The following is a 19,164-nucleotide window of genomic DNA, read 5'->3' as shown; positions in this document are numbered from 1 at the left end:
TTTCGATCTGTTGAATATTATTCCTCCTCAGCCAAAAAGTATTGTGAATTAGGGAAATATATGAGGGATAATGCGCTTTATTTAGTATGTTTGCTACCTTGAATTAATTAATTAAAATTCTTCTTTTTTATAATCTAAAGTAAAAGAAAAACTATGAAAGTTGCAGTAGTTGGCGCGACAGGTCTTGTCGGGACAGAAATGTTGACAGTATTAGCGGAACGTAATTTCCCAGTAACGGAATTGATCCCAGTAGCTTCTGAAAGAAGTAAGGGTAAGGAAATCGATTTTAAGGGAAAGAAGTATAAGGTGGTTACACCTCAAGAAGCTATTTTACTGAAGCCAGATGTAGCTTTATTCTCTGCCGGTGGTTCTACTTCCACTGAATTTGCTCCATTATTCGCTGAAGCTGGTATTACGGTTATTGATAACTCTTCTGCATGGCGTATGGACCCTAGCAAGAAATTGGTGGTTCCTGAAGTGAATGGTGATGTGCTAACTAATGATGATAAAATCATTGCAAACCCGAACTGCTCTACTATTCAAATGGTGGTGGTGATGAAGCCTTTGCATGAGAAATATAAAATCAAACGTGTTGTTGTTTCTACTTATCAGTCGGTTACAGGTACTGGGGTTAAGGCCGTTGATCAATTGATGAACGAGCGTAACGGGGTAGAAGGTGAGATGGCTTACCCATACCAGATTGACTTGAACGTTATTCCTCATATTGATGTTTTCCAAGACAACGGATACACCAAAGAGGAAATGAAAATGATCCAGGAAACCAACAAGATCATGAGCGATGATAGCATCAGAGTAACGGCTACAACAGTTCGTATCCCGGTTATGGGTGGTCACTCCGAGTCTGTGAATATCGAGTTTGAAAATGACTTTGATGTAAATGAAGTACGTGAGTTATTAGCTGCTTCAGAAGGAATCATCGTTGTGGATAATCCTGCAAACTTAGAATACCCAATGCCTAAGGATGCACATGGAAAAGATGAGGTGTTTGTTGGCCGTATTCGTCGTGATGAGTCACAAGACAAAACCTTGAACCTTTGGATCGTTGCAGATAACCTTCGTAAAGGAGCAGCAACCAATGCGGTGCAAATTGCAGAATTGTTGAACAAAAAAGGATTAGTTTAGTATATAGTAGGGGGTATTTAGTAGATAGACCTATTGGTTGGAAAATAGCTTTGCTACTTCCAACTGAGAGTGAAACGCAACGGTTTTACTACCCACTATTATAGATCAACATCGAGCATCGAAGATGATCGAACTTCCAAGAATATTTTAATACGGTCGGAGCTTGCTTCGACCGTTTATATTTTAGGAGGTAAAGGAAGAATTAAATACATTGATTTTATACCCTTTTAAATTCTCTCAACCTGCCTTGAAATGATAATGCCTAGTAGAAGGTCAGCAGAAACAAATTACTTTACTCTGAGCATCAAATTTCTAATTCAACCCTATATTTCTGCATTTCCAATCTAACAGCGCAGCGATTTCATATCGCACAGCTAATAGCGCAGTGGTCTCAATAAAAGCATAAAAAAACCGACAGTATTTTAATACTGTCGGTTTTTTTATTTCTATAGTTTTAAGTTTTCACAGTTAGCCTCGAGTTGACGAGGTCTAAGTGAGATTTAGCAGATACTCTTCGCTTTGCTCTGAGTTGGAAATGGCATTTCTACCTTTCCCGCCAATAGGTCTATCTACTAAATACTTACTACTATATACTAAAACTATCTTACAGGAACGAATTCCCAGTTGTCATCGAAGTAACTTGTACCGCTAGATCCGGTAGCAATATATCCTTTATCACCAATAGCGAAAGAAACTGCTTTCTCACGTGCTGAAGGTAAAGGTTCGTGTTTTTCAGTCCAGCTGTTATCTGAAGGGCTGAATTTCCATACTGTACCTGATAAACCTGAAGCAGAACGACCTGCAACTACATAACCATTGTTACCAATTACGAAAGTAGAAGCGTTATAACGTCTTGCATCGTAGCTATCTGTTTTAAGACTTCCTAATTTTTCCCATTTGGTACCATCGAATTTGTAGAAATCATCAGTTGCTGTATTGTTAGAATAACCACCACCTACATAAGCAACATTATTGATTACGAAAGCGTAAGCATATGCTTTTTTGAATGCAAATGAAGTAGTTTCATCTTTAGTCCATTTATCAGCAGCAGGATCGTATTTGTAGATATCACTGAATGTTTTATCAGTAGAAGTTGCACCTAAACCTACATAACCGTAGTTACCGATAGAGAAAGCAACTGCTCCGAAACGAGCTTCTCCTGGGAAGTCAGCGATTTTTTTCCAAGTGTTTGCTGTAGGATCGTATTGGTAGAAATCTTTCAATTCACCAACACCTTCACCACCAAAACCTAAACCAACATAACCTTTACCGTTCACTGCGAAACCAACTGCACTATGTCTTGCTGGACCAATGAAATTTGCTTTTGTGCTCCATTGAGAACCATTAAAAGCGTGGTTGTCTGCTAATACCTCATTTGTTTTAAGGTATCCACCTACAACATAAGCAACATTGTTTATCGTGAATGTTGAAGCTCCATTACGTGGATCCTCAGGAAATACTGTAGAGCGCGTCCATTCTGTAGGCCCTGTCTCGGTATCGCCTTCTTCATCTTTTTTACAGGAATTGAAGGATGTAATTGCTAAAGCGGCTACTAGAACTAGTACTAGCCAGTTTTTCTTATTCATAGATTATTTAAATTTTGTATATACGATATTTAATTTAACTTTCGGTTTACTGTTTTGGGTTGCCAAGATGCTGGTATTTCCCGTATTAAACAATGCCGGAGAGCCCAAAGATAAGTATAAAGATTTATTTTGTGCGTCTGGACTGTTTACAGTACGAATGTACTGGATCATATTAAAGATATACTTTCCAGGTTTTCCTGTGTTGTTACCAATAATATAAGTTCCTGTTTGTAGGGTATTCGTAAAAGGTACCGTCAAGAAACTGGTCGGTACACCAAGGTTTGCAATATATAGAATAGGCTGTGGAGCTGCCGTATAATAACCTAAGTGAGAAGAGGAAACCTCAATCTCCAATTCGGCCTTGTTAATGGCAATTCCAGGTTCTTGCATGAAATCCTTCAATGCTGGGAAGGTAAGCTCTGTTGCTACACCTGATCCTGCTTGAAAATAACTTACACCATTGGTTTCTGAAGTTGGAATAGCCTTCGATGTACTCAAATTAGCAAAAGCAGTTCCTGAGCGATCAGCATCATATTGGTTGTATTGGAAGGTCTTTTCACCCATGTTCAATACTTTAGTTCCTTTCTTACGGAAACCATCAGATCCAATATAAGAATAGTTTAATGTTACTTGCAAGGTGTCTTTGAAACCTACCATAGCCGTATTTGTAGCATCAGGCACGATCGTTAATCCTTTTACATAATCTGCAAAATTCGATGCAGAGTTAAAGGCAACATCCGAGTTCTTAATCTTTTGAAAAAACTCCTGACCTAATCCATCATCTAAACGGATATTCAAGGAGTCGATTTTATGCATATGTGGTCTGAAACGGATAGATCCTAATTCTGCAGCATCGTATTTGAATTTCTGATCGGCAAAGATGTTTGCTCCTGGGTAATAAATAGGAAAAGATATGCCCACTGGAGATGGTTTCAACGTGGTAGTTTCTAAAGCTTGCGTCAAACGGTGAACCGTGAATTTCTGTACTTTAGAAGTATCCCCAAATGCGTATCTGTTTGAATTTGGTCGTATAACCAAGTTTAAGGAGTCAAATACTGAATTTGCTGGGAAATCTTTCGTAATGCCCGCAGGGCTTAATCTAAAAGAAGTACTCACACTTAAAGAGCCAATTGCTGGTTGGGATACTTTACCCACCAATAAAGAACCAGTTGCCGCAGTTGGTATATTCGGCATCTGTATCGTTTTGACAACTGCTGATAAGCTGTCTATAGCTGTTACATTCAGATTATTAAGATTCTCGTTTTTCAACGATATAGCCATATCCTTATCACAGCTCGACAAGAATAATGCAGCACTTAAACTGAAAGTAGCAAAAAGAGAAAAACGTAAATTTTTAATCATAAATTCATTAGTCATGCAAAAGTATTGAAACCTTGTTGTTATTCCTTGTTATATTATGTTAAAAATCACCATTTAATAATCTTTAACAGCTTTAAAGGAAATAGCAACCTAGCAACACCTGCTATCAAATTTCATAAATCTTATGCTTTATATTCAACGGTTAAAACGGTTGATATGCGACAACTTATTTGTTAAACTGTTAATCAGTGTTATAAATTGTTAAAAGCATCCATTTCTTTATGCCGTGCAAATCTACTAATTTAAATTTGTTTTAATTATGTTAAAAAAGTATAAAATATTGATGCTAGCCATCGTCCTAACGGCAACAGGAGTGATTCTGGTGCTTAGTGTTTGGTTGTATGGAAGTTATCAGACCCGCAAGCAATATTATTTAGGTTCTGCGGAAAGAGAATTATTCGATGTTATACAAGGTTTTTATCAAGATAATGAAGCTGAAATTCAACGAGATAATCAAAACCAACGTCGAGGAAGAATAGATCGATTCTCCACAGCCTTAAAGAAAAGATATCCCATGGTGGATATTGATACCGTAAAAGGGCTTTTTGAATCGGAGAATTTCTGGCGAAGACCTAATAACGATAAGCCTTCAACGGATACAACCGCCAATGGACGAGCTAAAATGAGTCGTCATTTCATATCTTCTTTTGTGTTTCGCAATATCAATTGGAGTGAGGAAGTATTGGATACTTTAGCTCAGCGCTTATCTGTTGTATTGAAACAAAGGGATATGGATACACCTTTTAAACTCCATATGCTTAACCTGCCGGATGAACAAGAAAGGGATGCCAGCTTCTACCATGGAAGATTTAAGGAAAATAAATCTCGCCCGATTTTAGTAGATCCGGGTGATAACCTTTACCTTGAATTGGACTTCGATAATCCTTGGCGAAATATTGTCATGGCTATTTTCTGGCAGATATGTATTGTTATTTTACTCATCTGCTTGCTTATCGGAACTTTCTTCTATCTTTTGGATACCATCAAGAAACAAAATCAACTAGCTAAAATGCGCAAGGCATTTGTCAATAACATGACCCATGAATTGAAGACCCCCGTATCAACGGTTATGGCAGCAGTTGAATCCATTCAGCGTTTTGGTGCCAAAGATGATAAAGAACGGATGAACCGTTATTTGGCTATTTCTAGAAATGAGCTGGAACATTTATCCGATATGATTGAACGTGTATTGCAGATTGATGTTGCGGAAACAAATGGTCTTGTGCTTGATAAATCCAGTTTTGATATCGTTCTTCTATTGAAAGAATGTGTAGAGAATGCTCAGTTGTTTGCAAAAAAAGCAGTACAAGTTACTTGGGAGAGTAATGTCGAAAGCTATACTTTGATGGGCGATATGGCGCATATTAAAAATGTTTTCAATAACTTGTTGGACAACGCGATCAAATATGCTGAAGAAACAGTGCAGTTAAATATTCGCGTACAAGCTTCTGATAAAGAAATTGAAATTCAAATTCAAGATAACGGAATAGGTATTCCGAAGGCTTATCAGAAGGGGGTCTTTGATTTGTTTTTCCGTGTTCCATCTGGCAACATACATAATGTGAAAGGCTTTGGATTAGGTCTTGCCTATGTAAGGCAGATCGTGACGCAACATCAAGGACAAGTACAGGTCAAGAGCGAGGAAGGCCTTGGCAGTACTTTTATAGTGACTTTACCAAAAGATTGATATGATCAATATTTTATATGTAGAGGATGAGGAAAGCTTGGCAATGATTGTGTCGGATAGCTTGGAAGCCAATGGTTTTATGGTTCGTCATGTGCTAAATGGTCAACAAGCCTTGCTTTTTCACAATAAATATAAACCAGATATCATCATCTTGGATGTGATGATGCCTCTAATGGATGGTTTTACAGTAGCTAAGGAAATCCGCAAAACGGATTTACATACCCCCATTATCTTTCTAACCGCCATGACACAAACTGATGATGTCGTTAAGGGTTTTAAATTGGGAGCCAATGATTACATCCGCAAACCATTCAAGATTGAGGAACTGATTGTTCGAATAGAGGCTGCGATTAAAAAGAGTGGACAAGGGATGTCTTCTTCGAGATTTGTACTCGGTAATTATACCTTAGATACCGTAAAAAATGTCCTCAGTATAGGCGATGAACAAGAGAAATTGTCTTATAGGGAGGCAGAACTATTAAAAAGACTTATAGAGAGTAAGGATAAAGTATTGCCACGTGATGAGATTATTCGGACTTATTGGAGTAATGACACCTATTTCACTGGTCGTAGTTTGGATGTGTTCATCAGTAGAATCCGGAAATACTTGTCCAAAGATGAACGAATTAAGATTACCAATATCCGTGGAGTAGGCTATATGCTGACACTGGATTAATGAAGACATAAGGAATAAGAAAATGAAGGCACTGATTATTGTAGATGTACAGAACGATTTTTTACCGGAAGGCTCTTTAGCTGTATCCAAAGGAGATGAGATCATTCCCATTATCAACCAGCTCCAGAAAGATTACGACTTAATTGTGGCAACCCAAGATTGGCATCCCGCTAATCACTTAAGCTTTGCCAGTCAACATGAAGGAAAACTACCATTCGAACAGATAGACTTGTATGGTTTAGATCAGGTGTTATGGCCAGACCATTGTATTCAGGGATCTTATGGTTCTGAATTTTCGGATGAGCTGGACATGAATAGAGTAGAGGCTGTATTCCGTAAAGGGATGGACCCAAAGATTGATAGCTACTCTGGTTTCTTTGATAACGGTAAACGTAAAGATACTGGACTCGGCGGTTACCTGAGGGCTAGAAATGTGGAAGAAGTACATGTGTGTGGATTGGCAGCAGACTTTTGTGTTTATTTTACAGCAATGGATGCATTGGCAGTTGGGTTTAAGTCGGCCATCATTTCAAAAGCTACCAAGGCTATTGATAAAGGCGCTTTTATGGAGAAAAAGAACGACTTTATACAAGCTGGCGGTATATTGCTATAAGTAGAAATAAAAAATGCCCATTTAAATTATATGTTAATTTCATGTGAAACATAATTTAAATGGGCATTCAAATATTTTGATTTTTTACTGGTTTCTGTTTCGGCCCCCACCGAATCCACCTGAACCACCTGATCTAGATCCTTCTCCTCTGCCTTCACCACGCTCCCCTCTAGGACCATCCATACTTCTTTCGGAGTTATTGCTGCTACGACCACCAAAACTGCGTAGGTTATAGGTTAAACTCAACAAGAAATAACGATTCAAAGTATTGGATTGAATGTTGTTAATCGATGAACCCGTCACATTACGATTAATATTTGTCGCATTGTTTAGCAAGTCAAATCCTTTGATGGATATTTCTGCATTCTTTCTCTTCAACATTTTGTAACCTAATGAAGCATTAAGCAAGGAAATATTATTACCTCCAGAATTCATAATTCCACCATTATAGATGTAGGAATATTGGGAGCTGAAGATCATATTTTTCCAGAACTCCAGAACCAAAGTATTGCTAAGACGATGATCCGTTACCCGGTAATGGGTTACCCTTGCTGTTGGATTATCGCTAAATCGAGTGCTGTAATTGTAATGGAAACCCACAATGATCTTTCTACTGAAAGTCGTGTTCATACCTATTTGTTGGCTAAGACCATAACCATAATTTGGAGTTAACTCATCATTCAAGTAGGTGAAATTCTTATTCATGTATAAGTTGGTGTTCAAAGAAATGTTGAACCCTAATTTCTTTAACGGCAATCCATAGCTGGTTGTCGAACGGATATCGTACTGTCCACTAATATTCGTTGGAACAGTATAGGAACCACCGGCACCTAAGATTACATCATCAAATAATTGAAGCGTGGTATCTGTGATAAAGCGGTTGTCTACAATTCGGTTCTTATAAAAACTCACACTGGCATTACTGGTGAAGCTACGGCCATTAACTTTGTTGACATCCCGATATTGGAATCTTAAATCGTGTCTGTACTCTTGTTTCAAATCCGGATTACCACGTCTGATGTTTAGTTCATTGCCATTATCAATATAATCTTGTAATTGATCGATAGAAGGTACATTGGTATTGGTGTTGTAATTGAACTCCACATTTCTTTCCTTATTGAAGAAATAGACTGCTGTAAAGTTTGGCAAGAAACTACCAAAGTCTGCCACTGTGCGTAAATCATAAGGAACGGTACGATCATTTACACGAACCCCATGCTCATAATCTAATCCTACCTGAATACGTAGTGTATCCCTTTTGTTGTATGAATAGGATAAACCTGCACTTTGATGGGTAAAGTCATTTCTAAATTCATTAGATAGGCGGGCATTCAACTCTTCATATTGACCGGTTTCTGCTAAGAATTCCAGGGTTTTACGATCCGAATAATTATTGGTATTTCGAAGACCATAATTAGCTTGTAATCTAGAGAACCTATTCAAATTCTGGGTAAAGCTGATTTTTCCATTGAACCCAGAGCCATAACCATTGGTCACATTCTGTCTGTCATTGGTATCAATTCGATCCAACACCGCGTTCTTATAATAATCTACAAAGGCTAAAGTTTGCCCTAAAGCATCATTGGAACTTTTATTTCCACTCGCATTTAAACTGATAGTCTGACCCGATTTTCTAAAGCGGTGCATATAGGTCAAGGCACCACCATAATTCAAGCTATTATTGTCGTTATTGTTCTTACGGTCAGACTTATTGATCAGCTCCGTTTGGTTTTTTGTCATTTGGCTACTAGACGAATTATCCCTTCCTGATCCCCTAAATGTTAGATTAGGTGTAAAGTCCAGATTGTTCATACTGTCAATCTGCCATTTTACACGTCCACCAAAGGTATGTTCGTTATTGATAGCAGTAGCCAACTGATGGGAGTTTTGAAATTGATTAGCACGTGCTCCAGCTAAGTATTCAATGTCTGATAAGGTATTTGTGAATGTATTGGAATAGCGGAAATTATAGTTTCCATTGACTTCCAATTTTTTGTCCAGGAAGCTGTTGGAATAGTTGGCAGCACCGGCATAGGTGTCGGCTAATCCGCGTTCCGTATTGTTATTGCCTCGTCTTCCGCCACCTCTTCCTTGTTCGCCCAAGCTAGTTTCATTGATGTTATTAGCCATTAAAGTCATGGAAATCCGTTGATCCCCATTGAATGAATTTAAGGCTGTACTTAAAGCAAATTTATCAGAATCACCTTTGCCGGCATTGGCACGTCCAAAATAACCCTTCCGTTTATCGGGCTTGGTGACAATATTAATAACCTTACTACGCTTACCATCATCAAATCCGGAGAAACGAGCCTGTTCACTCTTTTCATCTATAATTTGCAGCTTATCAATGATATCTGCTGGTAAATTCTTTAAGGCAATCCTAGGGTCTGTGCTGAAGAATTCCTTACCATCGACCAGAATTCGTTTTACATCTTCTCCATGAGCTTTTACATTCCCATCTTCATCAATCGTGACTCCTGGAACTTGTGCCACCATTTCATCAGCATCAGCAAATTCCCGGGTGACGAAGTTCTTCGCATTATACTCCATGGTATCCCCTTTAACGGCAACCATTGGTGCTGCGGTAATGGCGATTTCCTCAATCATAATCTCCCCAGGCTCCATCTCAAAGCTCAATTGAACAGGTCGATCTGTTAATTGAACTTCTGCCAGATATGGCTTAAAACCCAATAAAGTACTGTTAACTGTATATGTTCCAGCAGTCAGCTTGTCAAAAGAAAATTCTCCATTGTCATTGGTCTTTGCCGCATGTTTCGTGGAATCTTTTTTGTTAAGCAATTGAACCGTCACGTTAGAAAGAACGTCACGTTTAGTTTTATCGGTAATTTTGCCGGAAAGTTTCACCTGTGCCTCTATGTTCGTCGTTAGTCCCAAACATAATAGGAGAAACAAAATGTATTTCATGATAAAGGATTGATTAATTGTGTAATAATAACTCAAAATCTTGAAATCTGTTCTATATAATCCGCAAATCACAAAAAAGATACATTCTCACAGGCTAATTGAAAAAAGGATATATTTGTTCCTAAGTTAAAATGAAAGAAACAACCCTAAGTAGAAAAGAAAAGATTTGGCAAACGGCCCTACAGCTATTTGCGACAAATGGTTATTTGGACACATCAACTAAGGAGATTGCTGCGCAGGCTGGTGTCTCTGAAGCTCTTATTTTCAAGCATTTTGGAAATAAGGATGCCCTATTGGCGCATATTGTTAAAGCCGGATACCGAAAGGTATTGATGCAGCACAAAGGGATGATGTCCTATAAAAGTGCTAAGGATTTTCTCAAGAATATGGTGCTTCTACCGAGTCAATTGGTCGCTGAAGAGCCTCTTTTCTGGAAATTACAAGAACGACTTTCACATCATTCCTTCTCTAGAACACAGCATGAGCTCTTTATTAAGCCTGTACAACCCATATTATTACGTGCTTTTATGGAGCTAGGTTATGAGAATCCAGAACTTGAAACACAATTTTTACTTCTAATTATTGATATGCTTTGGAAGAAGGAAGCTTGTGGGGATATTGAGAATTCAGCAGAGTTAGCAAGACTTATTGAGCAAAAATATCACTTAATTTAATGCGTTTTTGTGCATGTTTAATGCAAGCTTCAAACATAAATACGCAATAAGATTTCCATAAATAACCAAAATTTCCTTATTTCGTACCAAACTAATTTGTGATGATAAAAAAAATATCAACTATTTTATTATTTACCCTATTCGTTGCGACCTCTGTATTGGCGCAAAAAAGGCCTGATTTTATCACCTTTGTGAATCAAGATCATGCTTGGGTAGATTCGGTTTTTAAAACCTTGAGCCCAAAGGAAAGAATCGCGCAATTATTCTTGGTTCGCGCCCATACCAACTTGGGACAAAAATATATTGACTCGGTTCAACGTGTCATTGAAAAAGAACAATTAGGTGGATTAGTCGTATTTCAAGGTGGACCTGTTCGTCACGCGAATATGTTTAACAACTACCAAAAGGTTAGTAAGGTTCCTTTGTTAATCACCTTTGATGGTGAGTGGGGATTAGGTATGCGTATGCCGGATTCAACGATTTCTTTCCCTTACCAAATGACCCTTGGAGCGATTCAAAATAATCAACTCCTATATGATATGGGTAGACAAGTAGCCAAGGATTTCCAACGCATTGGAATGCACTTTAACTTTGCGCCTGTTGTCGATATCAACAACAACCCTAAAAATCCGGTTATCAATTTCCGCTCTTTTGGTGACAATAAGTTTAACGTAGTTAGAAAATCCAAAGCATACATGAACGGTATGGTAGATGGCGGTATTTTAGCTTCGCTTAAACACTTCCCAGGACATGGTGATACCGATGTGGATTCTCATTATGACCTTCCACAATTGAACTTCGATCGTAAGCGTTTGGAAAGCCTGGAAATCTATCCTTTTAAAGAGTTGATCAATGAGGGAGCACCATCGGTAATGGTTGCCCACATGAATATTCCTGCATTGGATAATACCCCAAATATGCCTTCTTCCATTTCCAAGAAAGTAGTTACTGACCTTCTTCGTAATGAATTAGGATTTAAAGGCCTTACAGTTACGGATGCGATGGATATGAAAGGGGTGAAGAAATTCTTCCCGAACGGTGAAGCAGATGTTATGGCAATCGAAGCTGGACATGATTTATTAGAGGTGTCTGAAAATAGTGGACGTGCTATCGGTTTAATTGAAAATGCTGTCAAAACTGGTCGTATTTCTCAAGCGGATATCGATAGACGCGTAAAGAAAGTATTGGCAGCTAAACTTTGGTTAGGTTTAAACCGCTCAACAGTGGTTAATACAAATAATCTTTACCAAGATTTAAATACACCTTCTGCACAATCACTGGTACAACGCTTGGCTGATGCATCAATTACCTTATTAAAGTCTGATCGTGGAATCAACCGTTTCGATAAGACTAAGGAAACTGCTATCGTAAGTGTGGGTATTGATAAAGCCCAAGATTTTGAGACTGGATTAACGACACAATTAACTGCTCATAAGCAATATTTCATCAAGGGAGATGAAACGGAAGAGCAATTAAAAGAATTATTGAACGAAATCAGAGAGCATAAACAAATTGTTTTGGCTATCCACGATAATCGCTCAAGACCTCGTAGCGAATTGGTTTTAAATGAGCCAACCGTAAAATTTATTGATAAATTGGCAGGTAGAAGAACGATCTCTGTGATGTTTACAAATCCATACGCGATGAACTCGGTGGATGTAATGCGCAGTGCATCGGTATTGCTGGCTTATCAGAATGATTTCTTTATGCAAAAGGCTGCTTTGAAGGCTGTTTTGAAACAACTAAAACCTACTGGAAAATTACCGGTTACCATTTCCAAAGATTTGAAATACGGAAAAGGGTTATAGTTAAGTAAAATTTAACACATATTTAAGGCCAGTAATTTTTACTGGCTTTTTTATTGATAAAAGAAAGTCTATTTTTGCTTGTAATAAATTAAATTATGGCAAAAGAGCAGATTTCTATTTTTGATATGTTTAAGATTGGGATTGGTCCTTCCAGTTCCCATACTTTAGGTCCTTGGCGTGCGGCTCAGCGGTTCGTACAAGTGTTGGTGGACCGTAATCTGCTGAGCCATGTCCAAACCGTCAATATTCTTTTGTACGGTTCCTTGGCGAAAACTGGGGTAGGGCATGGTACGGATATCGCTGTTCTTTTAGGATTGAGCGGTGATGATCCGGTAACCTTTGATGTACACGATGTGGTCCCTAAAGTGGAACGCATAAAATCCAATAAAAAATTAAACTTAGGAGCGCAGAAAGAAATTGACTTCTGTTACATTGACAACCTCTTATTTCTTTTTGACCAAAGCCTTCCTTTTCACCCGAACGCCGTTACTTTTCAGGCTTTCTTAGAGGATGGTACTGCTGTTTCAGAAACCTATTATTCCATAGGTGGAGGATTCGTCATTCAAGAAAATGATTCCGAAAGTGTCCTTTCTGAAATTGATTTACCTTTCCCGATTGATACAGCACAGGAACTCATGGTGGCTTGTATGCGTACGGGATTGAAAATCTCTGAACTTGTTTTGGAGAATGAATGTTCTTGGCGATCAGAACAAGCGACTCGTGATGGGGTGATGCAAATCTTCAATACCATTAAGGAATGTATCTATAAAGGATGTCATACCGATGGGGTATTACCTGGAGGATTACACGTGGAGCGACGAGCAGCAAAATTGAATAAACGAATGCTGAAAGGCAGAACCTATTCCGATTACGACAGTTGGTTAGAGGCTATTCGCGCGGGTGGACGTGACTTCGGTTATATTCTTGACTGCGTGAGCTGTTTCGCCTTAGCTGTAAATGAAGAAAACGCTTCTTTTGGTCGCGTAGTAACTGCACCCACAAATGGTGCTGCGGGTGTTATCCCGGCGGTACTTCAATACTATCTAGCATTTTATGATGCCTATAATGAAGATAAAATCATTCAATTTATCGCTACAGCATCAGAAATTGGCTCCATCTTTAAGAAGGGAGCTACCATTTCAGCAGCTATGGGTGGCTGCCAGGCTGAAATCGGTGTATCATCAGCTATGGCTGCTGGTGCATTGACCGAGTGTTTAGGTGGTTCACAAAGACAAGCTTTAATGGCTGCAGAGATTGCCATGGAGCATCACTTGGGCTTAACATGTGATCCTATTGGTGGATTGGTCCAGATCCCATGTATTGAAAGAAATACCATGGGGGCTATCAAAGCCATTACTGCGGCTCAACTTGCATTGCAATCAAATCCTGATAAAGCCAAAGTAAGCTTAGATGCGGTGGTAAGTACCATGTGGGAAACAGCATTGGATATGAATGTCAAGTATAAGGAAACTGCCGATGGGGGACTAGCCATTAAGGTGCCTCTGAGCTTACCAGAATGTTAATTCAACAATTAAAATATAAGGCTAACTAACAGCCTATCCTAGAAAAGCCTAAGCAAATGAATTGTTTAGGCTTTTTTACAAATGACTCTGCGCTTCTTTTTTTATCTTTGGACAATGGTCAGATATTGTGCTTTAGCATCAGGAAGTAATGGGAATAGTTATTATATAGCTAAGGGCAATAGCGCCGTATTGGTCGATATCGGTATTAATACCAAAAACATGCTGTTGCGAATGGCCAGCTTAGGGATTAACCCAGCCAATATTGACGCTATCTTTATCACCCACGAACATACAGACCATATTCAAGGATTGTCGGTATTCATCAAGCGTTTTCAAATTCCAGTATACCTTACGGTTGGTACCTACGAATCTTCGCGTTTGCAACTTCCGGATTACTTGTTGAATTTTATTAAGGCCGATTCTATTGTCAACGTAGGGGAACTTTCCATATATGCCATCCCAAAATACCATGACGCACAAGAACCTTGCAGTTTCATGGTTACCGATGGGCACTTGAATATTTCTGTATTAACGGATCTAGGCAGAATTTGTGCTAATGTGCAGAAAGCAATTGAAATATCCGATGTGATTTTCTTAGAATCTAATTTTGATGAAGAAATGTTGGATAAGGGTCGATATCCTTATTACCTAAAGAATAGAATCCGTGGTGGTCTAGGTCACCTTTCTAACCGTATTTCCTTAGAAGCATTTATGGCCCATAAAACCGATCGTGTAAAACACCTGATTTTAGGTCACCTTTCAGGTGAAAATAATCACCCTGAGCTGGTGGAAGAGTTGTTTGCTCCGCACTGCTCAGACATCAAGTTATCCGTAGCACTACGCAGCTGCGCAACCCCTTTGTTTGAAATCTCCCTTGTGGAACAAGAGCATATCCAAACAACGATAACTTATCAGTCGATACGAGTCATTCAGTATACTTAGGATAGCTGCATAGCGAAGAGTTCAGCCAAATGACCTTTTAGTTTCGCTTTTACTTCCTCCATGTCTAATTTATAGCCCAATTCACGTTCCATGGAAGTCACATCCTTATCGTCAATTCCGCAAGGCACAATGTTGCCAAAGTAACTCAGGTCAGCATTGACATTGAAGGCAAAACCATGCATGGTTACCCAGCGAGATGCCCGAACACCCATAGCACATATCTTACGCGCCTTTTCATTATCAGCATCCAGCCAAACACCCGTATATCCTGGGTAACGACCAGCCTCAATGCCATAATCCGCCAAGGTTAGGATAATAGCCTCTTCCAAGGTGCGCAGATAAAGGTGGATGTCCGTAAAAAAGTTGTCCAAGTCAAGTATAGGGTAGCCTACAATCTGCCCCGGACCATGATAGGTGATATCGCCTCCACGGTTGATTTTATAAAACGTGGCATTCTTTTCTTTTAAGCCCTCTTCATCCAATAGCAAATATTCCAAATGACCACTTTTTCCCAAGGTGTACACATGGGGGTGTTCTGTGAAAATAAGGTAATTTGGGGTTGGGTTTTCACTGTTGTTAACCCGGTTATCGTGCTTTATTGCCAAGGTCTCCGCAAAAATTGCTTCTTGCTTATCCCAAGCTGTCTGGTAATCTTGCAATCCCCAGTCTATAAATTTTACTTCTTTATTTTGCATGTTTGAAAATACCTCTCCAATTAATAAAGTAGGTTATTGTATGGATAGCGAGCATTGTGCAACTTGACAATAATCTCATAAAGCTTATCCTTCAACTCCTCTACATTTATTTTATCCGTTGCTGAAATAAAAATTGCCGGATCTGCATTCTTAGCCATCCAGGAATTACGGAAATCATCTAACCCAATCTTTATTTCTTCTCCATCTTCATCAAATTCAACCGCCGGCTTATAAGCATCAATTTTATTGAATACAGTAATGATAGGTTTGTCTACCGCACCGATATCCTTTAAGGTCTCATTTACTGCGATGATATGATCTTCGAAATATGGATGGGAAATATCCACTACATGAATTAATACATCCGCCTCACGAACTTCATCTAAGGTCGACTTGAAACATTCCACCAGGTGATGGGGTAGCTTGCGGATAAAACCTACTGTATCTGATAATAAGAACGGTAAATTTTCAATAACCACTTTACGAACCGTTGTATCTAATGTTGCAAAAAGTTTATTCTCAATCAACACATCTGATTTCGAAATCATGTTCATGATGGTCGATTTCCCAACGTTGGTATAACCCACCAAAGCCACACGAATCATATCGCCACGATTCTTGCGTTGGGTTTCATTTTGCTTATCGATTTGTTTTAAACGTTCTTTGAATAAGGAAATCTTATTCAAGATCATCCGTCTATCACTTTCAATCTGCGATTCCCCGGGACCACGCATACCGATACCCCCACGCTGACGCTCCAAGTGAGTCCACATACGGGTCAATCGTGGTAATAAGTATTGTAATTGGGCTAATTCCACCTGCGTCTTCGCTTGTGCCGTCTGTGCATGTTTCGCGAAGATATCCAAGATCAAATTGGATCTATCCAATACTTTGATTTCAAAATATTTCTCAATGTTTCTTAATTGAGAAGGGGAGAGCTCATCATCAAAAACCACCATATCGATTTCCTCGGCTTTGATGAATTCTTTGATCTCGTCCAATTTTCCGCTACCCACAAAGGTTGCACGGTCCGGATAGGCTAATTTCTGTGTAAAGATGCCTTTGGTTACTCCTCCAGCTGTACTTACCAAAAATTCCAGTTCCTCTAAGTATTCTTTGGCGGTTTCGTCTGAAACATCCGGTGTAATTACACTTACCAATACCGCTGTTTCAGGCTTTAACGCCGTGTCATATATTTTCGTTCTTGCCATGTATGTTATTAATGATCAAACATTATTCCTGAAAGGTTCCATGAGGAACCTTGTTTTTTAGGAACAAGTTTACAAAGGTAAAGTTTTTAAGAGATTTTATCCCATGAAATACTGGGCTGACTACGATGCAAATAGTTATACAATAGTCTATTCTCTGCTTTTATTAATTCAGGGTCATCTTGAAACAGCTGAATGACCGATTGTCTAGCCTCGCTCAATATCGCTTGGTCCTTTGCCAAATCGGCGATTTTCATATCCAATATACCAGATTGTTGTGTGCCCGATATATCTCCAGGACCTCGTAATTGCAAGTCTACTTCGGCAATCTCAAATCCATCATTTGTACGAACCATAGTCTCCAGGCGGGTTCTGCCTTCTCGACTCAATTTGTCGCCTGACATCAATATACAAAAGGATTGCTCCGCACCACGACCTACCCGACCCCGTAATTGATGCAATTGGGACAGTCCAAAACGCTCTGAATTCTCAATGATCATCACCGAAGCATTCGGCACATTCACACCGACTTCAATAACGGTCGTGGCAACCATAATCTGTGTCTCGCCTTTAACAAATCGCTGCATCTCGAAATCCTTATCCTTCACAGGCATCTTACCGTGTACAATACTGATACGGTAATCCGGTAATGGAAATTCCCGCATTAATCCTTCTAATCCTGCCTCCAGATAAAGCAAGTCCATCTTCTCACTCTCTTTTATCAGTGGATAAACAATGTAAACCTGTCTACCTTTGGCTATTTCTTCTCTTATAAAACCAAAAACACGGAGTCGCTGATTCTCAAAGAAATGTACGGTTTTAATTGGCTTACGGCCTGCTGGCAACTCATCGATGATGGATATGTCCAAGTCACCGTACATGGTCATCGCCAAGGTTCGAGGTATAGGCGTTGCGGTCATAACCAACATATGAGGAGGAATCACATTCTTACGCCATAACTTGGCGCGTTGTTCCACACCAAAGCGATGCTGCTCATCAATAACCACAAATCCAATATTCTTGAACTTCACTTTATCCTCAATCAAAGCATGCGTGCCAATGAGAATATCCAAAGTACCTTCTTCCAATTCTTGATGAATTAGGCGACGCGCTTTGGCAGGAGTAGAGCCTGTTAATAGACGTACATTACAAATATCATCACCCAATAGCGATTTAATACCATGGTAATGTTGGGTAGCTAAAATCTCCGTTGGGGCCATCATACAAGCTTGGTAGCCATTATCAATGGCCAAGAGCATGCTCATAAGGGCAACCACTGTTTTTCCAGATCCAACATCTCCTTGAACCAAGCGGTTCATTTGAGCGCCGGTATTACAGTCGATGCGTATTTCTTTTACCACACGCTTCTGCGCATTGGTTAATGGAAAGGGAAGACGATCATTAAAGAAGCGATTGAATTTATCGCCCACTTGATCAAAACGATGTCCCTTATATTTTTGCGTATTCAATTGCTTGTTTCGCAATAATCGCAATTGTATAAAATAGAGCTCTTCGAATTTTAATCGACGAATAGCAGCATGCAATATCTCCTCGTTCTGTGGAAAATGAATGCTCAATAGCGATTGGGCAAGTCCCAATAGCTGATGTTTTTCAATTAAATAGTGAGGTAGCGTCTCATCGACAGTCCTCAAGACAGCATGTAATGCTGTTTCTTGGAGTTTCTGAATTCCTCGCGTATCTAATCCGGCTTTTTTAAGCTTTTCGGTGGAGGAGTAAACAGGCTGCATGGTCATGTTACCGATACGTTGTGCCTGTCGATTGTATAGCTCCATCTCTGGATGACTCATAGACAGTTGCCCATTGAATTCGGAAGGCTTCCCATAAATAATATAAGCAGATCCAACCTGCAAGCTCTTCTTCAACCAAGGGATGCTCTGGAACCAAACCAATTCCATCCTTCCGGTATCATCCTTAAATTGACCTACCAAACGTCTAGCTCGCTTCTCACCAATCTCTTGCAAACTGATTAAACGACCCAATACCTGCGCGCCGATCATCTCCGAATGCAATTCCCGAACCTTATGGAATTTCGTCCGGTCGATATATCGAAAAGGATATTGTTGCAATAAATCCCCAATGCTAAATACCTGCAATTCCTTCTTCAGCAATTCTGCCTTCTGAGGACCTACACCTTTTAAATAGTCTATTGGGGTAATTAATGAAAGTTCAGCCATGAGATAATCCCACTAAATTAAGGAAAATACTGCTTATCCTTCAAATTTGATAATCGTTCAGCAAGTTTTTGGATATCCTTGAAATAATGCGACAGCATGAAGACGATTT

General features: G+C 39.3%; 14 protein-coding genes. 8 read left to right on the top strand and 6 right to left on the bottom strand.

The genetic code is table 11. The features are described from left to right. Positions 1 to 153: 153 nt before the first annotated feature. A complete protein-coding gene (locus tag ABD676_RS03855) occupies positions 154 to 1,143 on the top strand; it encodes an aspartate-semialdehyde dehydrogenase (protein WP_344673349.1) in 990 nt (329 codons plus the stop codon). Between the two features lie 599 nt (positions 1,144 to 1,742). On the opposite strand, the gene ABD676_RS03850 is transcribed toward ABD676_RS03855, so the two are convergent. Together ABD676_RS03850 and ABD676_RS03845 are read right to left on the bottom strand one after the other, a co-directional pair. After that, on the bottom strand, positions 1,743 to 2,729 hold the full coding sequence (locus tag ABD676_RS03850; RefSeq protein ID WP_344673348.1) for a Kelch repeat-containing protein: 987 nt from the start codon (positions 2,727 to 2,729) through the stop codon (positions 1,743 to 1,745). Positions 2,730 to 2,732: 3 nt separating this feature from the next. After that, complete coding sequence (locus ABD676_RS03845; RefSeq protein ID WP_344673347.1) at positions 2,733 to 4,091, bottom strand: DUF4270 family protein; 1,359 nt, start codon at positions 4,089 to 4,091, stop codon at positions 2,733 to 2,735. 277 nt (positions 4,092 to 4,368) lie between these two features. On the opposite strand from ABD676_RS03845, the gene ABD676_RS03840 reads away from it, so the two are divergent. Genes ABD676_RS03840 through pncA form a run of 3 tightly spaced genes read left to right on the top strand, consistent with a single transcriptional unit; the run spans position 4,369 to position 7,085 of the window. Next, positions 4,369 to 5,796 (top strand): sensor histidine kinase, encoded by a 1,428-nt coding sequence (locus tag ABD676_RS03840; RefSeq protein WP_344673346.1) that lies wholly within the window; start codon positions 4,369 to 4,371, stop codon positions 5,794 to 5,796. Position 5,797: 1 nt separating this feature from the next. Further along, positions 5,798 to 6,472, top strand: a complete 675-nt coding sequence (locus ABD676_RS03835; RefSeq protein ID WP_344673345.1) for a response regulator transcription factor — start codon at positions 5,798 to 5,800, stop codon at positions 6,470 to 6,472. A gap of 22 nt (positions 6,473 to 6,494) precedes the next feature. After that, positions 6,495 to 7,085, top strand: a complete 591-nt coding sequence (gene pncA, locus ABD676_RS03830; RefSeq protein WP_344673344.1) for a bifunctional nicotinamidase/pyrazinamidase — start codon at positions 6,495 to 6,497, stop codon at positions 7,083 to 7,085. Between the two features lie 84 nt (positions 7,086 to 7,169). On the opposite strand, the gene ABD676_RS03825 is transcribed toward pncA, so the two are convergent. Then, positions 7,170 to 10,010 (bottom strand): outer membrane beta-barrel protein, encoded by a 2,841-nt coding sequence (locus ABD676_RS03825; protein WP_344673343.1) that lies wholly within the window; start codon positions 10,008 to 10,010, stop codon positions 7,170 to 7,172. A gap of 131 nt (positions 10,011 to 10,141) precedes the next feature. Here ABD676_RS03825 and ABD676_RS03820 point away from each other — a divergent pair, with 131 nt between their 5' ends. The 4 genes from ABD676_RS03820 (at position 10,142) to ABD676_RS03805 (ending at position 14,957) form a co-directional block, all read left to right on the top strand. Next, the gene (locus ABD676_RS03820) at positions 10,142 to 10,684 is read left to right on the top strand and encodes a TetR/AcrR family transcriptional regulator (RefSeq protein ID WP_344673342.1); all 543 of its coding nucleotides are present in this window, start codon (positions 10,142 to 10,144) and stop codon (positions 10,682 to 10,684) included. A 101-nt stretch (positions 10,685 to 10,785) separates the two neighbouring features. After that, the gene (locus ABD676_RS03815) at positions 10,786 to 12,492 is read left to right on the top strand and encodes a glycoside hydrolase family 3 protein (RefSeq protein ID WP_344673341.1); all 1,707 of its coding nucleotides are present in this window, start codon (positions 10,786 to 10,788) and stop codon (positions 12,490 to 12,492) included. Between the two features lie 95 nt (positions 12,493 to 12,587). After that, complete coding sequence (locus tag ABD676_RS03810) at positions 12,588 to 14,015, top strand: L-serine ammonia-lyase (RefSeq protein WP_344673340.1); 1,428 nt, start codon at positions 12,588 to 12,590, stop codon at positions 14,013 to 14,015. A 114-nt stretch (positions 14,016 to 14,129) separates the two neighbouring features. Then, a complete protein-coding gene (locus tag ABD676_RS03805) occupies positions 14,130 to 14,957 on the top strand; it encodes an MBL fold metallo-hydrolase (protein WP_344673339.1) in 828 nt (275 codons plus the stop codon). Here ABD676_RS03805 and lipB read toward each other — a convergent pair. The 3 genes from lipB to recG form a co-directional block, all read right to left on the bottom strand. After that, positions 14,954 to 15,652: a lipoyl(octanoyl) transferase LipB gene (gene lipB, locus ABD676_RS03800; protein ID WP_344673338.1), complete on the bottom strand. Its 699-nt coding sequence runs from the start codon at positions 15,650 to 15,652 to the stop codon at positions 14,954 to 14,956. The genes ABD676_RS03805 and lipB overlap by 4 nt on opposite strands. A gap of 20 nt (positions 15,653 to 15,672) precedes the next feature. Continuing rightward, a complete protein-coding gene (gene hflX / locus ABD676_RS03795; protein ID WP_344673337.1) occupies positions 15,673 to 16,863 on the bottom strand; it encodes a GTPase HflX in 1,191 nt (396 codons plus the stop codon). A gap of 86 nt (positions 16,864 to 16,949) precedes the next feature. Beyond that, positions 16,950 to 19,055, bottom strand: coding sequence for an ATP-dependent DNA helicase RecG (gene recG / locus ABD676_RS03790; protein ID WP_344673336.1), 2,106 nt, complete (start codon positions 19,053 to 19,055; stop codon positions 16,950 to 16,952). Between the last annotated feature and the right edge of the window lie 109 nt (positions 19,056 to 19,164).

Source organism: Sphingobacterium kyonggiense (assembly GCF_039536825.1).
Classification (GTDB): Bacteria; Bacteroidota; Bacteroidia; order Sphingobacteriales; family Sphingobacteriaceae; genus Sphingobacterium; species Sphingobacterium kyonggiense.
The sequence above is the reverse complement of the archived record's forward strand: the minus strand, read 5'-3'. Positions and strand labels throughout refer to the sequence as shown.

Bases quoted from the DNA above. Each gene is read 5' to 3' on its own strand.
- ABD676_RS03855 (WP_344673349.1), top strand. From the start codon at position 154: ATGAAAGTTGCAGTAGTTGGCGCGACAGGTCTTGTCGGGACAGAAATG.
- ABD676_RS03850 (WP_344673348.1), bottom strand. From the start codon at position 2,729: ATGAATAAGAAAAACTGGCTAGTACTAGTTCTAGTAGCCGCTTTAGCA.
- ABD676_RS03845 (WP_344673347.1), bottom strand. From the start codon at position 4,091: ATGATTAAAAATTTACGTTTTTCTCTTTTTGCTACTTTCAGTTTAAGT.
- ABD676_RS03840 (WP_344673346.1), top strand. From the start codon at position 4,369: ATGTTAAAAAAGTATAAAATATTGATGCTAGCCATCGTCCTAACGGCA.
- ABD676_RS03835 (WP_344673345.1), top strand. From the start codon at position 5,798: ATGATCAATATTTTATATGTAGAGGATGAGGAAAGCTTGGCAATGATT.
- pncA (WP_344673344.1), top strand. From the start codon at position 6,495: ATGAAGGCACTGATTATTGTAGATGTACAGAACGATTTTTTACCGGAA.
- ABD676_RS03825 (WP_344673343.1), bottom strand. From the start codon at position 10,010: ATGAAATACATTTTGTTTCTCCTATTATGTTTGGGACTAACGACGAAC.
- ABD676_RS03820 (WP_344673342.1), top strand. From the start codon at position 10,142: ATGAAAGAAACAACCCTAAGTAGAAAAGAAAAGATTTGGCAAACGGCC.
- ABD676_RS03815 (WP_344673341.1), top strand. From the start codon at position 10,786: ATGATAAAAAAAATATCAACTATTTTATTATTTACCCTATTCGTTGCG.
- ABD676_RS03810 (WP_344673340.1), top strand. From the start codon at position 12,588: ATGGCAAAAGAGCAGATTTCTATTTTTGATATGTTTAAGATTGGGATT.
- ABD676_RS03805 (WP_344673339.1), top strand. From the start codon at position 14,130: ATGGTCAGATATTGTGCTTTAGCATCAGGAAGTAATGGGAATAGTTAT.
- lipB (WP_344673338.1), bottom strand. From the start codon at position 15,652: ATGCAAAATAAAGAAGTAAAATTTATAGACTGGGGATTGCAAGATTAC.
- hflX (WP_344673337.1), bottom strand. From the start codon at position 16,863: ATGGCAAGAACGAAAATATATGACACGGCGTTAAAGCCTGAAACAGCG.
- recG (WP_344673336.1), bottom strand. From the start codon at position 19,055: ATGGCTGAACTTTCATTAATTACCCCAATAGACTATTTAAAAGGTGTA.